The following is a 14814-nucleotide window of genomic DNA, read 5'->3' as shown; positions in this document are numbered from 1 at the left end:
ATCCAAAGGATTAAACTTTATAAAGAAGCATCCCCTGAGCTTATTCGTAAGTTGGGGATGCTTTTGTAATTTTAAGGCAACGGATTCATCACAATGCTCCAGTTTTTAAAATCACTTTTTGGAATTGATGATTGCTTGTTGGAAGAAACTGATTCTATGAAAAAATTCTTGGTTGTTGGTCTTGGCAACATAGGACCCGATTATGAAGAAACCCGGCATAACATCGGCTTCAAAGTTCTAGACCATCTTGCACAACAGGAGTCCCTTACTTTTGAAAGTGCCAAATTGGGATCAGTGACGTCCTTTAAGCACAAAGGCAAGAGTATATTGTGCCTAAAACCTTCCACATATATGAACTTGAGTGGGAAAGCCGTAAAATATTGGATGGAAAAAGAGAAGATTTCACTTGAGAACGTACTCATCATAACCGACGACATCAATCTTCCCTTTGGAACAATTCGCTTGAAGACAAAAGGAAGCGATGGGGGACATAACGGGTTAAAAAGTATTCAAAATGTTCTTCAGACCTCCAAGTATAATCGCTTTAGGTTTGGAGTAGGCGCTGATTTTGGCAAGGGCAGGCAGGTGGAATATGTTCTTGGAAAATGGAACGATGAAGAAATCACCGCGCTTCCAGAACGTCTTCAAAAATCAGTGGACCTCATTAAATCTTTTGTGTTCGCGGGTTCAAAAAACACCATGAACGAATTTAACGGTAGTTGATTAAAACACCCTAAATTCAAATACTCCAGAGTTAGAAGTATTTCCTTCCTGATCGGTTGTCACCACACTCCAATAGTATACAGTATCCGACGTTACACTGACGGAAAGCTCCATGGTACTGGAATCGGTAGTTCCCATAGAGGCTGTTGGCGGATTCTGATCAGAGAAAAACACCTCAAAAGAATCAATGTCGTTTTCAACATCGGCACCCAACCATATTAGGCTCACCTCATTTGCTATATCCTTTTGCACGGTTGATCCCGATATGGGACTTACCAATTGAGCCGGAAAAGGAGCATACGAGGTTTGAGCACCAGCATTGTAGAACAGCCATGTTTCACTCGTGGCCACTTGATCGGAATTGGAGTTTCTGGAAGTCACCGTCCATGAAAATGGAGCTCCTTTGGCAATGGACAAACTTGCCGAAGTTGCCGCAGTAGAAATGGTTTGCGGTGCACTTGTTTCCAAGTTAATTACATTTAAAGTGTAATTGTCCGTATTAGCAGAAGCCTGCCATTCAAAAGTCACCTGACTCAACTCCTCATTAACGCTTGTTCCGGTAGTGCATTCAGAATTTTCCAATGGGAATACCAAAGTTGCTCCTCCTGGAGCAGGCGGTGGGTCATCACTTCCTCCACAAGAAACCACAATACTTACAATGAACAAATAAAACACTATCCTTTTCATTCCTTAATCAATTTAATAACCTCACTGACTCCATTTGTTGTTATACGCAAAAGATACATGCCTGTCGGCAGTATAGAAAAATCCATTTCCAAATCATTACCATTAGTCTGTTTTTCACTCTTTATAATCAATCTTCCATTCATGGCGAACACTTCCACTTCTACTGAGCCAATGTGACCATTGAGAAAAACCTGCGCTTGATTCTCCTCTACAGGGTTGGGATACAAGATAGGCTTTGAAGAAAAGAAAAAAGTTTCCTCATGTGTTCCCTGGCAGGGTAAATCGGTATAAACCCGTAACATGTTCCTTCCTTCTAGCAACTGGAGTTGTATTTTGGATTCTCTGGTTTGTGTTACCAATCCATTTAATTCTACATTATATAGACTTCCTCCTTCCAAAGTAAGCTCCAAGAGCCCTCCTTGCAGGTTTGCAAAAGCTGATAAAGCCTCAGGTTCTGTTACCACTAAAGAGAAACATATTTCTTGATAGGTTATAGCCCCATTTGTGCCCGTAATACACAATGAGTAATTCCCAGCCGTAAGGTTTTCAAAGGTATGTCCTTGGGTAAAATCGGCATTTATTGGTGTTCCTCCATCTAAAACAGCGGAGTAGGATATAGAAGTGTCCGTAGGTGCTATTGAAATAAGGCCATCGTTGCTGTTTCGACATGCTTCACTCTGAACCTGAATCTCAAAATTATCCGAAGCAAATCTATTCACGGGGCAACCGCTGGTATCCACTTCTACACCTTTAGGAGTTCCTAGGCATAAATCGTCACCGTCATCAAAAACCCCATCTTCATCGTCATCAGGGCGAAATACTCCTTCGGCACATATTTCGAGGGAAAAATCTATAAGTGAACCTCCATCACTGGCCGCCACATCTTGAATTTCTAGAATCCATTCACCTAATACTGATTCCCCAATCAAAGATGACAGAAAGCCCAATGGCTTCACCGTTCCAGAAATAGCAGGATTGTCCCCGCATACCACATCAACTCCGTCATCATCGAAAACTGCGTTTATATTGTTGCGTTCCCCACAAATGTTGGAAACTAAGGCTACTCGAGTCCCAGATGGTGATATAAGAATAATCCTTAAGTCCTCCAAGTAGGTATGGTTCAACTCCAGATTGACATTGACATCCGCAATTGGTAAATCCTCCAAAAATTGAATTGAAGTAGTTACCGTTGGAGTTCCTATTGAGGGTATTTCAAGTGGTAAACTTCTAGCTGAAAAAGTTTTACAATCTGGTTGAATTGTGGTGAAGCTTCGTGGAGTACCAAAAGTTCCGCTTCCACAATTATTGTTGGGTCGCACCCTCCAAAAATACTCGGTCAATGCCATCAAACTGGTAGCATTATAATAATTAAAAGGAACCGTAGCGGATTCTACGATATTAGAAAAACCGACATCTGTTGCAATTTCAACATCATAATGTGTGAAAAGCACATTGTTCTCCCATTCCAATTTAGGACGTAGAGAGGTATTTACTTCGCCATTTGCAGGTGCGAGTAGTATAACATCAGCAAAACCAGCATCTCTAATAGCTAATGACAAGGTTACCTCCTTGGTCACTGAAGCCGAAGTAGACGAGACCATAATCTGATATACTCCGGGAGAAACACCGTTAGTGTTGGAAATGGTTAAATCCACCGCTGTATCATTGGCATCTGCTTGAGTAGGTGCAAAAGATGCAGACAAGCCTACTGGTACATTTGCCGAAAACGTAGAAGTTTCTGCAAATCCACCAAAAGTTTGATACGTAAAAGGGATAATTATATCGTTGGGCTGGCAAACCTCAAATTCCAAATCTTGAAAACTAAGCACCACTTGGGATTGCTGAATAGAAAAATTGGAAGAGTTTACCGCAAAAAACACATTGTCGCTGGCTTTTATCATTATACGAGCCGTATTGGTGGCATTACCAGGCAGCAAGACCTCCTGTTGACCATCGTTCAAAGTATCATCTGCCAAAACAATGGGAAAAGTAAGACCTCCATCCAATGAAAGTAAAATGTCCACATTTTCCGCTGCGACAGGTGAAATGTTGGTGTTTGCAACATCCCATGTTATTTCTTGAAGAGACCCTGCTTCATAGGTTACGCTGGACGTTTGGGAAGTGACCACAAAGGGTCCAGCAGCATTTACCACCCTTACATCCAATAAATCTGAAACCACTTGCCCTCCGCCTGTGGCATTATCTCTTACAGTTAGTGCAAACCCAAGATTCCGTTCTACATTTGAAATCGTTTCCCACGCCTCATTGACCTGCGGATCTGTCTGTGTTAAATTGCCTTGAACCACCTCGGAAAGTCTTGGAAAGTATCTTCTTGGATCAGTACTGGGAGGTAACGACCGAAAATTAGCCCCTCCGGGGTTATCTGGGCCAAATGAGCCTGTAGTGACCACACCGTCATCTATTTGTTCCCATGTGTAGGTGAGCACATCTCCAACATCTGGATCGGTTGCCTGCCCTTCAAGAACAAAAGCAGTCCCTTTGGGAATCACATAATCCCCCATCGGAGTAACAACGGGTGGGGAGTTTACTAAAGGAGTAGTTTGGGCACAAGAAACTGTTCCCAAATACTCAGAAATCTGAAAAATGCTATAGTAATGAAAATAATCATCTCCATTAGGAGCTACATTATTGCCAGCCACTATGCCTGCATAGCCCATGATAGTTGTTCCACTGGCGGGTTCGGCTTGTACATCAGTACCCTCAGACTCAAAAGACCAAGTGTGATTAGCCCCAAATTGATGTCCCAGTTCGTGTGATACGTAATCAAGATCAAACCTGTCTCCAACAGGGTTAAATGCCGAGGAAAAGGCACTTCCTTTTTGGTTATCCGAACAAACAGCTCCAATAAATCCAGCATTCCCGTTATCCTCACCTTCTCCCACCCTATGAAACAAATGTCCCACATCATAATTGGCCTCTCCAATGGTAGTAGATAATGTATTCTGAACCTCTCCGTTCAGGTTTCCGTTGTAAGGATCTGTATTGGCGTTTGTAAAAATAACCAGGTCATTGTTCGGGATTAACTCCAAAGTAACCCCTAGATCAGTTTCAAAAACTTCGTTTACCCTAGTAATTGTAGCATTTATGGCAGCAAGGGCATCTGCGACCGTACCTCCATGGAAATCCGTGTACTCCCCCGTAGCCGAAACTGCTATTCTGAACCTTCTAAGAACCTGATCATCTACCAATGGAACCAGCGTTTTGGAAACAGTCTGCTTCAATTTTTCTGTTTCGCAGACAAAACCTTGTTTTCCAGAATCTCCAGAACCTCTTTCATAAATCACATAGGCATCATTTTCATTGGACACCTTCTCCATGAATGTTGTTCTTCTATCTTTTACGTTCACCAACATGCCCTGCAACCCTTTGTGGGAGCTACTGAGCTTCACTTTGTACTTCCCATCTAAACTTGTTCCTGAAAAGGACTTGATGTTTGGGTATTTCTTTGCTAGACCTTCATTGAATACTGGGGTTTCCTTAATGGAAAAGGGTATGATTTTACCACTATTATCAGGAAGATAGATTATTTGTTTTTTTCCTTTTGATTCTGAAAAAGAACCTAGCTGCTTTGAAAAAGCAGATTTATCCAGGGAAAAGACTGCTCTGGCCTTCGCCATATCTTTTATTGATGCACTTTTGTAGTTTGACCTTTTGGGAATGGACCTCCAGTAGTCTTGCTGCGCAAATGAGCAAAAGCATGTAAAAAATATGGATATTGAAAAAACAAGATGTAATTTAGCTTTCATACAAAGAGGGGCGTCAGTCGATTTCAAAAATAAGCCTTTTTTTATTTCTCAATTTGTGGAAACAATCCGGGACATTTCTCATTTTAAGGATAATGCGTTTCAAACAGCAATTACCATTGGTACTTTTGATGGAGTACACCTTGGCCACCGTAAGATACTGGAACGCCTCATAAATAATGCCAAAATTTCTGGTTTAAAGTCAACAGTGCTCACTTTTTTCCCCCATCCAAGAATGGTTCTTCAGAAGGATACCGACATAAAACTGTTGAACACCCTTGAGGAAAAGACACAAATTTTGGACAGTCTGGGCCTCGATTACCTGATCATCCATCCCTTTACCAAAGAATTTTCAAGGCTTTCCGCCACAGAGTTCGTTAGGGACATCTTGGTCAATGGTTTAAAGACCAAAAAAGTGATTATTGGCTACGACCATAGGTTTGGACGTAACAGAAATGCCAATATCCAAGATTTGATAACCTTTGGAAACACACTGGATTTTGAGGTAGAGGAAATTCCCGCTCAAGAGATAGATGATGTATCTGTAAGCTCCACAAAAATCAGGAACGCCCTTTTGGAAGGTGATGTTGTCACAGCCAATAGCTACCTGAACTACCCTTATATGTTAACAGGAACCATCTCAAAAGGTAAAGGGTTGGGCAAGAAATTCGGTTTTCCAACTGCTAATCTTCACATTGAGGAGGAATACAAACTCATTCCCAAAAATGGTGTTTATGTGGTTAAGAGCCTTCTTGAAGGAAATGAGTTTCACGGCATGATGAACATTGGGTACAACCCTACCGTTTCGGGCACAAAAAAAACCATAGAGATCAACTTTTTCGATTTTGAGGGTGATCTTTACGACCAAAAGGTACAGATCGGTATTTTACATCGAATTCGCGATGAGCATAAATTTGATTCCGTTGAGGAACTACAGGAACAATTGAAAAAGGACAAACACCATTCACTGGAACTAATTTCCAAATAAATGCTGTACCGATTCCTCTTTAAAAAAATAGACAACGCCCAACTGGTTGTTTTCAGAGTCTTTTACGGTCTCCTTGTAATGTCCGAAAGTTTTGGGGCCATTGCCACAGGCTGGGTGCGAAAAACCTTGATCGAGCCAAAATTTACTTTTTCTTTTATCTGGTTCGATTGGCTACAACCGCTTCCGGGCAATGGAATGTACATCTATTTTGCAGTTATGGGAATCTTGGGATTTCTCATTACCATTGGCTATAAATATCGCTTTAGCTCCCTTGCTTTTGCTTTTATGTGGGCCGGGGTTTATTTCATGCAAAAGACCTCTTACAACAACCACTACTATCTTTTTATGTTGTTGGCGTTTATGATGGCTATTTTCCCAGCACATAAAGATGCTTCTTTGGATGCCAAACTCAACCCAAGCCTACGTACACATTCCATGCAGAACTGGATTCGGTGGACCATTATCTTCCAATTGTTCATTGTGTACACCTACGCGTCTGTGGCAAAACTCTATGGCGACTGGTTAGATTTTAGTTTTATGGAAGTCCTCTTGAAACCCAAGAAAGATTATTTTTTGGTGGGCGAGATCTTACAGCAAAAATGGACCCACAAAGTCGTGGCTTTTTATGGAATCTTCTTTGACCTGCTCATTGTTCCTGCCCTGCTCTGGAAACCTACCCGAAAAATTGCTTTTGCATTTTCCATATTCTTCCACCTATTCAACAGCTATGTGTTCCGAATAGGCATATTTCCGTATCTGTCTTTGGCCTTTACGGTTTTCTTTTTTGAACCACAGACTATCAGAAATATCTTCTTAAAAACAAAGGAGATTGTTGTTGAAAAAGTCTCAGCTCCTTCCAAAGGAAGAAATCTGGTTCTTGGTGTACTTGGAATCTATTTCATCATTCAAATATTACTACCCCTAAGGCACCACGCGTTTGAGGACAATGTACTTTGGACCGAAGAAGGGCATCGATTGAGTTGGCGAATGATGCTTCGCAGCCGTACAGGGTCCATTCATGTTAAAGTCGTCAACAAGGAAACCAAAAAGATCACTTACGTAAATTTAAATGACCATCTGACCAAAAAACAGGGAAGAAGAGTTTCGTGTTACCCAGATTTCACCTGGCAATTTGCCCAATACCTGAAGGAGCATTATGCTTCCAATGGTGAGGACGTACAGGTTTTTGTGACCAACAGGGTTAAAATAAACAATGGGAAGTATCATGAATTCATTGACCCCAAAGTAGATCTTGCCAGTGTGCCATGGAAACATTTCTTGCACAACGATTGGATATGCCCATCTCAAATGCAATAATTGTTGGGCAACAATGCAGATTGAACTAAATTTGCGGCTCAAAACAAGGTCATGCTTCAATTACATACCATTCGGGAAAATCAGGAAAGTATTATAACAGCTTTAAAAAAGCGTAATGTTGATGCCAAACCCTTAATATCCAAAGTCATTGAGTTGGATGAAAAAAGGCGTTCCATTCAAACCCAACTGGACAGTACTTTGGCTGAATCCAACAAACTTTCCAAAGAAATAGGGATGTTGTTTAAGTCTGGCAAAGCAGATGAAGCCAATGCCTTGAAGGAAAAAACGGCAGGATTAAAAGAGGCTTCAAAACAATTGGGCGAAGACCTTAATGCCACTGCCGAAGAATTACAGGAGCAACTTTATCTTATACCCAATGTACCACATACCTCTGTCCCACATGGAAATTCTGATGAGGATAACGAAGAGGTCTTTCGTGAAGGAGATATTCCAACCCTTGTTGAAGGAGCCTTACCACATTGGGAACTGGCCAAAAAATACAACATCATTGATTTTGAACTGGGTGTAAAGGTCACAGGTGCCGGTTTTCCGGTTTATAAAGGAAAAGGTGCGAAGCTTCAACGAGCGCTCATCTCCTATTTTCTTGATAAAAATACCGAAGCGGGCTATACCGAGGTTCAACCCCCTCTAATGATCAATGAAGCATCTGGCTATGGTACAGGACAATTGCCAGATAAAGAAGGGCAAATGTACCATGTTACTGCTGATGACCTTTACCTGATTCCTACAGCAGAGGTTCCTATTACCAACCTGCATAGAAACGACATTCTGGATGAGAAGGATTTTCCCATTACATATACCGGATACACTCCGTGCTTTAGAAGGGAAGCCGGAAGTTACGGTGCCCATGTTCGAGGTTTAAATCGTCTTCATCAATTTGATAAAGTAGAAATTGTCCGTATGGAGCATCCGAGCAAATCTTATCAAGCTCTGGATGACATGGTGGAACATGTCAAAAATATACTTCAAGAATTGAAGTTGCCCTATCGCATTCTACGACTTTGCGGAGGGGATTTAGGCTTCACCTCTGCCCTAACCTATGATTTTGAGGTGTTTTCCACTGCCCAGGACAGGTGGTTGGAAATTAGTTCTTGCTCTAATTTTGAGACTTTTCAGGCCAATCGTTTAAAACTCCGTTTTAAGGATGAAAACGGAAAAAGTCAATTGGCCCACACCTTGAACGGTAGCTCTCTTGCCCTCCCGAGGGTATTGGCCGGAATTCTGGAAAACTATCAAACAGAGGATGGTATCAAAATTCCTGAGGTCCTGGTTCCCTACTGTGGTTTTGAGGTAATCGACTAAAAAATCGTCCATTATTTGGATTCACTTAACAGAATCCACCGTTTTTCTGCGTTATATTTGAAATAAAACGAGCTATTGCGGTATTTTTTTCTGATTCTGTGTTTCATCGTCCTTGGTCATACCTACTCCCAAGAGGATTTTCTGGCCAAACAATACTTCAATGATGGGGATTATGAAAAAGCAATGGTTTTCTATGAAAAGTTGGTGGACAAAAATCCTAGGCGTACAGATTATTCCGAAGGATTGGTAGCCTGCTACCAGCAATTGGAGCGCTATAAGGAAGCTGAAGAATTTTTGCTGAAAAAGGTTGAAAGCCCTTATGTATTCCCAACATTTTTGATAGAATTGGGCTACAACTACACACTGCAGAACCTACCCGAAAAAGCAACCGAATATTACGATAGGGCCATTCAAAAAATAGATGAGAACCCCAATTTTGGATACAGTATTGGGTACAGGTTTCAGAAATATGCACTTTTGGAACATGCTATACAGGCATACACTCGGTCCATGACCCTAAAACCTGAACTCAACTATGATTTTCAGCTGGCGCGTATTTACGGTGAACAGGGCGATATAGAAAAAATGTACCTGTCTTATCTCAACCTGATATGGGAAGGCAGAACATCCCGATCCAATGTGCTCAGGAACATTGATGACTTTATTTCGGAAAATCCTTCGGACGCCAACAATATATTGTTAAGAAAGGTGCTTCTTAAAAATGCCCAGAAAAGCCCTGACATTCTGTGGAACGAACTGCTCAGCTGGTTGTTTGTTCAACAAAAACAATACGGTAGTGCTTTCAATCAGGAAAAGGCCATTTTTAAACGTTCTGGTGAAAACTCCTTGGATAGAATGGAAAGTCTTGGATTGATCACGTTGGAAGAAAAAGAGTTTTCCAATGCTATTGACATCTTTGACTTCATTGTTGAGAACAGCACAGACACTCGAACCAAACTGAACGCGCAGCTCCATCTCATCGATATTGACCTTGAGGGTGCAAGCGAAAAGAAGCTGGGTGAAGTTGAAAAGAAATTTGAAGCCCTTGTTTCGGAATATGGGAACCAGAGCAACACGCTTCAACTTCAGATTGCCTACGCCAATTTTCTCACTTTTAAACTGGAAAGGCCAGAACCTGCCATTGCTATGCTCAAGGAAAGTCTCGAGCAGCCCATGGGAAGAATGGTTTCGGCTTATGTAAAACTGGCGTTGGGTGATATTTTGGTGTTCGACCAAAAGTTCAATCAAGCCCTCATCCTTTTTACCCAGGTCCAAAAAAGGCTCAAAAATGATGTTATGGGGCAAGATGCCCGTTTCAAAGTGGCGCAGACGAGTTTTTATAAAGGAGATTTTGATTGGGCGCTTACCCAATTAAAAGTGCTTCGCGGTTCCACTTCGCAACTTATGGCCAACGATGCCATGCAGTTGAGCTTGCTCATTTCTGATAATTCACTGGAAGATTCTACCAAAACCGCACTAAAAAAATATGCCCGGGCAGACTTGTTGGCCTATCAAAACAAAAATGCAGAGGCCATTGAGGCCTTGGAGGATATTTTGCAGAACCATAAAGGCGAAAAAATTGAGGACGAAGCTTTATTGAAACAAGGACAACTACTTGAAGAGCAAAAATCCTATGAAAGTGCGGAATTCAATTACAAAAAGATAGTAGAGTTCTATGCAAGTGGTATTTTGGCTGATGATGCACATTTTGCCCTTGGAGAGCTTTACAGAACCATTTTGAACGAGCCTGAAAAGGCCAAATCCCATTACGAACGTATTATCCTCAACTATCAGGACAGTTACTATTTTCCGCAGGCCAGAAAGAATTTTAGGCGGCTCCGGGGGGATGCCATTAACTAATTCTCCATACATTTAGCCCCACAAAACCTTAGTAAATGCTCATATACAACGTTACCATCAATATTGATGAAAGTGTTCATGACCAATGGCTTTCTTGGATGCGTGATAAGCACGTTCCGGATATGCTCGCCACGGGAAAATTTTCCCATGCCAAAATGGTCAAAGTTCTAGTGGAAGAGGATATGGGTGGAATTACCTATTCTGTTCAATACACTACAAAAGACAGAAAAACCTTGGATTCCTATTATAAGGAAGATGCAGACCGGCTCCGTTCAGATGCCCAAAAACTGTTTGCCAATAAGTTTGTGGCGTTTAGAACAGAACTCGAAGTGATAAGCCAACAAATTCCTTGATATTTTGGACCATCTCTTTACCTATGGCACCTTGCAGGACCCTCAAGTACAGCAGTACATTTTTGGACGTGTCCTTATCGGTCAAAATGATGCTCTTCCAGGATTCAAAAGCCTTGAAAATGCGGTGTACGACAGATACCCGTTGGTTGTACGCACCTCTGACCAAAACAATATGGTAAAAGGAAAGGTTTACGAAGTTTCCGAAACAGATTTGCTAAAAGCCGATATTTATGAGACGACCGCCTACAAACGGGAAAAATTCCACTTGGAATCTGGAATCCGGGCATGGGTCTATATCGAAAATTCCAAGTAAATTGCAATAAAACCACCCATGGGCAAAAAAAGTAAAAGGAAAAAGGCATCAGGCCGTATTCCCAATGAAAAACATGGGCAAGAAAAAGGACCGGTAAAGGCAAAAAAGCACCTTGGCCAGCACTTTTTAAGGGACGAGAACATTGCACTAAAAATTGCCAACACATTATCGCTTGAAGGATATTCCAACGTCTTGGAAATCGGTCCAGGAACAGGGGTACTTACCAAGTATTTGCTTCAAAGGGATATTGATTTGGTGGCCATGGACCTAGATGAAGAATCCATTGTCTACCTCAGACATGAATTTGAGCTGGAACACCCACAACTGTTTACCGGTAAAAACCAATTTAAGGTCATAGAAGCCGACTTTTTAAAATTTGACCTCAAACAACTGTACGGCGATTCACAATTTGCGATAACAGGAAACTTTCCGTACAACATTTCGAGTCAGATAATTTTCAAAATGTTGGACTTCAGGGAACAGATACCAGAATTTTCCGGAATGTTTCAAAAAGAGGTTGCAGAACGTATATGTGAAAAACCTGGGAGTAAGACCTACGGCATCCTTTCTGTGCTTGTCCAGGCGTTTTACGAAGCAGAATATCTGTTTACCGTACCTCCAGAAGTTTTTGACCCTCCTCCAAAAGTAGAATCCGGTGTGTTACGACTGATTCGGAAAAACGATATTAACCTTCCTTGTAGCGATCAAATGTTCTTTAGGGTTGTAAAGACAGGATTCAACCAAAGACGCAAGACGTTACGGAACAGCCTTAAGGCTTTCAACCTGTCTGATAATCTAAAAGAAGATGCTATCTTTGACCAGCGTCCAGAACAGCTTGGCGTAGCTGATTTTGTAACGTTGACACAGAAGATAGCCGATGACTCCATTTAAACTAACAGAAGAGCTTTTAGTAGAAATTCACCAGCTGATTTCCGATAAAAAGAATTCGGATCTTCGGTTGATGATGAAGGAGTTCCACTATGCGGACATCGCCGAAATAGCCGATGAGCTCGACGTGGAGGAAGCCACCTATCTCATTAAATTACTCGACAGCGAAAAAACCTCTGACATCCTTGCAGAAATGCATGAAGATATGAGGGAGGCAGTATTGAACAATCTTACCGTAAAGGAAATTGCCGGGGAGCTGGAAGAGCTGGACACAGATGATGCCGCCGATATTGTCAATGAACTTCCCAAGGAAATTATCCAAGAGGTAATTTCAGAAATTGAGGACAAGGAACATGCCAAGGATATTGTAGATCTTTTGCGCTATGACGAGGATACCGCAGGTGGTCTTATGGCAAAGGAGTTGGTGAAAGTAAACGAAAACTGGAATGTGCTCACTTGTGTAAAGGAAATGCGTGCCCAGGCTGAAAATGTCACCCGGGTTCACTCCATTTATGTGGTGGATGATGAAGACAAACTTAAAGGCAGACTTTCCTTAAAAGATCTATTGACCACCTCTACTAAGACCCACATAAAGAACGTCTACATTCCCAAGGTTGACCATGTCGAGGTGAATGAAAAAGCAGAGGAAGTGGCCAAAATAATGTCCAAATACGATTTGGAAGCCATCCCTGTAGTGGATGAAATCGGAAGGCTCGTTGGGCGAATTACCATTGACGATATTGTAGACGTGATCAAGGAAGAGGCAGACAAGGATTATCAAATGGCCGCCGGTATCTCCCAAGATGTTGAAGCAGATGACAGCATCTGGGAATTGACACGTGCACGCTTACCTTGGTTGATTCTTGGTCTTTTTGGTGGCCTTGGAGCTGCAGCCATTATGGGAGGCTTTGAGGAAATGATCTCCAAACATGCCATTCTTTTCTTTTTTACTCCGCTGATTGCCGCAATGGCCGGAAATGTTGGAGTACAATCCAGTGCAATAATAGTGCAAGGACTTGCCAATGATGATCTGAAAGGAAGCATTAGCAATCGCTTGATCAAGGAAATGCTTCTGGCTTTGCTCAATGGACTCATACTGGCGGTCTTGCTTTTGGTATTTACTTGGGTCTGGAAAGGAACATTCAATACGGCTGTGGCCATTTCGCTGTCATTGGTGGTGGTCATAGTGGTCGCTGGTCTCATCGGCACCTTTATTCCCCTGTTTCTTCATAGAAGAAATATTGATCCGGCAATAGCCACAGGGCCGTTCATTACAACAAGCAATGATATCTTCGGAATCTTGATTTATTTTTGGATAGCCAAGTTGATATTGGGAATCTAGTTTTTGAATAAGAAAACTATTTTAAGTGAATCTCCAATAGAAATTATTCGAATGGAATCTTTGAAGGAAAAAATAATTGCGGATATTAGGAAAACTGGTTTTATAAAAGAACTTGAAGTAGGCTCCATTCTTAGAAAGAATGGTTGGTCAACTAATCATAGTGACCATTATGAAGATAAAGATTTATCAAAAAGCAGAGAAATTGATATAATAGCCACAAAAGTTAAAAATGATTCAGAAAATCATTTGCATTTGGAATTTAGTCTAGTAATCGATGTAAAAAAAATGAATAAGAAACCTTGGGTTATTTTTTCCGTTGATAAAGATACAAGTTTAACTCAAGGATGGCGAATCCAACACAGCGGATATAACTACATGAGGAAATATGGAGATAAAAAACAATATAGAGCAGGTATTTTCTCTACCGAAGTGGACTATAAAAATTTTAAGAAAAATGTGAGCAAATATGGTATTGCCTTTCACGAAGCTTTTAAATCTCCATCCGAAACATCAAAAATTTATGAGTCACTGATTAGCGTATGTAAAGCGACATGGCACATGAATAATCGTTATGACTTTGGAAAGTTAGATGATTTTGACCCTGAAGAGAGTACCGAATTATATATTTACATCCCTTTGGTTGTATTAGATGGTTATTTATATGAAGCTATTTTAAATAATAACGGAGAAATTGAATTAAATGAAAAGGAGTTAATCCAAATAAAATTGAATTATTCTTCCCCTAATTATGGCAAAAGCGATATTGATTTTTTTCCTGACATAGTTCACGTCAATAATCTAGAAGAATATCTAAAAAGAACAGATGAATGGATTGAAGGAATGTTTGAAAAATTTAGCTTATCAATAAGAAAATACAGGAAATGAAACCTATCAATCTAAAACAAAAGCATGCAGAATTCACCAAACAATGGCATCCGCACCAAATAGCGGTGGTAGATGATATGCAAGTACTTTTGGCCAAGTTACAGGGAGAATTTGTCTGGCACGCCCATGAGCATGAAGATGAACTGTTCCAAGTGATCAAAGGAACATTATACATGCAGTTTAGAGATCGGGTCGAGGTGGTGAAAGAAGGAGATATCATTGTTGTGCCCAAAGGAGTGGAACATAATCCCATGACCAAGAATGGAGAAGAAGTGCATGTACTCCTATTTGAAAAATTGACCACGGCCCACACCGGTAAAGTACAGCACGAAAAGACACAAACGGAATACCCAAAAATCTAGGAGTTGTAT

At 41.1% G+C, this 14814-nt stretch carries 13 protein-coding genes; 11 read left to right on the top strand and 2 right to left on the bottom strand.

Annotation, left to right across the window (positions count from 1 at the left end):
- Positions 1–93 precede the first annotated feature (93 nt).
- Positions 94–723, top strand: a complete 630-nt coding sequence (gene pth / locus DX873_RS12545; protein WP_116184763.1) for an aminoacyl-tRNA hydrolase — start codon at positions 94–96, stop codon at positions 721–723.
- On the opposite strand, the gene DX873_RS12540 is transcribed toward pth, so the two are convergent.
- The gene (locus tag DX873_RS12540; RefSeq protein WP_116184762.1) at positions 724–1410 is read right to left on the bottom strand and encodes a hypothetical protein; all 687 of its coding nucleotides are present in this window, start codon (positions 1408–1410) and stop codon (positions 724–726) included.
- The gene (locus DX873_RS12535) at positions 1407–5048 is read right to left on the bottom strand and encodes a reprolysin-like metallopeptidase (protein WP_232520910.1); all 3642 of its coding nucleotides are present in this window, start codon (positions 5046–5048) and stop codon (positions 1407–1409) included. The genes DX873_RS12540 and DX873_RS12535 overlap by 4 nt, the downstream gene beginning before the upstream one ends.
- Before the next feature lie 184 nt (positions 5049–5232).
- On the opposite strand from DX873_RS12535, the gene DX873_RS12530 reads away from it, so the two are divergent.
- The 10 genes from DX873_RS12530 (at position 5233) to DX873_RS12485 (ending at position 14805) form a co-directional block, all read left to right on the top strand.
- On the top strand, positions 5233–6162 hold the full coding sequence (locus tag DX873_RS12530; protein WP_116184906.1) for a bifunctional riboflavin kinase/FAD synthetase: 930 nt from the start codon (positions 5233–5235) through the stop codon (positions 6160–6162).
- On the top strand, positions 6163–7479 hold the full coding sequence (locus DX873_RS12525) for an HTTM domain-containing protein (protein WP_116184760.1): 1317 nt from the start codon (positions 6163–6165) through the stop codon (positions 7477–7479).
- A gap of 51 nt (positions 7480–7530) precedes the next feature.
- Entirely contained in the window at positions 7531–8802 is a 1272-nt protein-coding gene (gene serS / locus DX873_RS12520; protein WP_116184759.1) for a serine--tRNA ligase, read from the top strand.
- Positions 8803–8877: 75 nt separating this feature from the next.
- Positions 8878–10662: a tetratricopeptide repeat protein gene (locus DX873_RS12515; RefSeq protein ID WP_116184758.1), complete on the top strand. Its 1785-nt coding sequence runs from the start codon at positions 8878–8880 to the stop codon at positions 10660–10662.
- Between the two features lie 35 nt (positions 10663–10697).
- Complete coding sequence (locus tag DX873_RS12510) at positions 10698–11015, top strand: DUF4286 family protein (RefSeq protein WP_116184757.1); 318 nt, start codon at positions 10698–10700, stop codon at positions 11013–11015.
- Between the two features lie 4 nt (positions 11016–11019).
- Complete coding sequence (locus DX873_RS12505; RefSeq protein WP_181899494.1) at positions 11020–11328, top strand: gamma-glutamylcyclotransferase family protein; 309 nt, start codon at positions 11020–11022, stop codon at positions 11326–11328.
- 18 nt (positions 11329–11346) lie between these two features.
- Positions 11347–12219 (top strand): 16S rRNA (adenine(1518)-N(6)/adenine(1519)-N(6))-dimethyltransferase RsmA, encoded by an 873-nt coding sequence (gene rsmA, locus DX873_RS12500; protein ID WP_116184755.1) that lies wholly within the window; start codon positions 11347–11349, stop codon positions 12217–12219.
- Positions 12206–13558 carry a magnesium transporter gene (gene mgtE / locus DX873_RS12495; RefSeq protein ID WP_116184754.1) on the top strand — a complete coding sequence of 451 codons (1353 nt, stop codon included), beginning with the start codon at positions 12206–12208 and terminating at the stop codon, positions 13556–13558. Before rsmA ends, mgtE begins: the two co-directional genes overlap by 14 nt.
- Before the next feature lie 51 nt (positions 13559–13609).
- On the top strand, positions 13610–14443 hold the full coding sequence (locus DX873_RS12490) for a hypothetical protein (RefSeq protein WP_116184753.1): 834 nt from the start codon (positions 13610–13612) through the stop codon (positions 14441–14443).
- Positions 14440–14805 (top strand): cupin domain-containing protein, encoded by a 366-nt coding sequence (locus DX873_RS12485; protein ID WP_116184752.1) that lies wholly within the window; start codon positions 14440–14442, stop codon positions 14803–14805. The genes DX873_RS12490 and DX873_RS12485 overlap by 4 nt, the downstream gene beginning before the upstream one ends.
- Positions 14806–14814: the final 9 nt, after the last annotated feature.

This window comes from Flagellimonas nanhaiensis, assembly GCF_003382275.1.
GTDB lineage: Bacteria > Bacteroidota > Bacteroidia > Flavobacteriales > Flavobacteriaceae > Flagellimonas > Flagellimonas nanhaiensis.
The sequence above is the reverse complement of the archived record's forward strand: the minus strand, read 5'-3'. Positions and strand labels throughout refer to the sequence as shown.

What these genes read in the sequence shown, in the direction of transcription:
- DX873_RS12525 (WP_116184760.1), top strand. Translation starts at nt 6,163, where the DNA reads ATGCTGTACCGATTCCTCTTTAAAAAAATAGACAACGCCCAACTGGTT.
- DX873_RS12485 (WP_116184752.1), top strand. Translation starts at nt 14,440, where the DNA reads ATGAAACCTATCAATCTAAAACAAAAGCATGCAGAATTCACCAAACAA.
- rsmA (WP_116184755.1), top strand. Translation starts at nt 11,347, where the DNA reads ATGGGCAAAAAAAGTAAAAGGAAAAAGGCATCAGGCCGTATTCCCAAT.
- mgtE (WP_116184754.1), top strand. Translation starts at nt 12,206, where the DNA reads ATGACTCCATTTAAACTAACAGAAGAGCTTTTAGTAGAAATTCACCAG.
- DX873_RS12490 (WP_116184753.1), top strand. Translation starts at nt 13,610, where the DNA reads ATGGAATCTTTGAAGGAAAAAATAATTGCGGATATTAGGAAAACTGGT.
- DX873_RS12540 (WP_116184762.1), bottom strand. Translation starts at nt 1,410, where the DNA reads ATGAAAAGGATAGTGTTTTATTTGTTCATTGTAAGTATTGTGGTTTCT.
- serS (WP_116184759.1), top strand. Translation starts at nt 7,531, where the DNA reads ATGCTTCAATTACATACCATTCGGGAAAATCAGGAAAGTATTATAACA.
- DX873_RS12535 (WP_232520910.1), bottom strand. Translation starts at nt 5,048, where the DNA reads ATGGCGAAGGCCAGAGCAGTCTTTTCCCTGGATAAATCTGCTTTTTCA.
- DX873_RS12510 (WP_116184757.1), top strand. Translation starts at nt 10,698, where the DNA reads ATGCTCATATACAACGTTACCATCAATATTGATGAAAGTGTTCATGAC.
- pth (WP_116184763.1), top strand. Translation starts at nt 94, where the DNA reads ATGCTCCAGTTTTTAAAATCACTTTTTGGAATTGATGATTGCTTGTTG.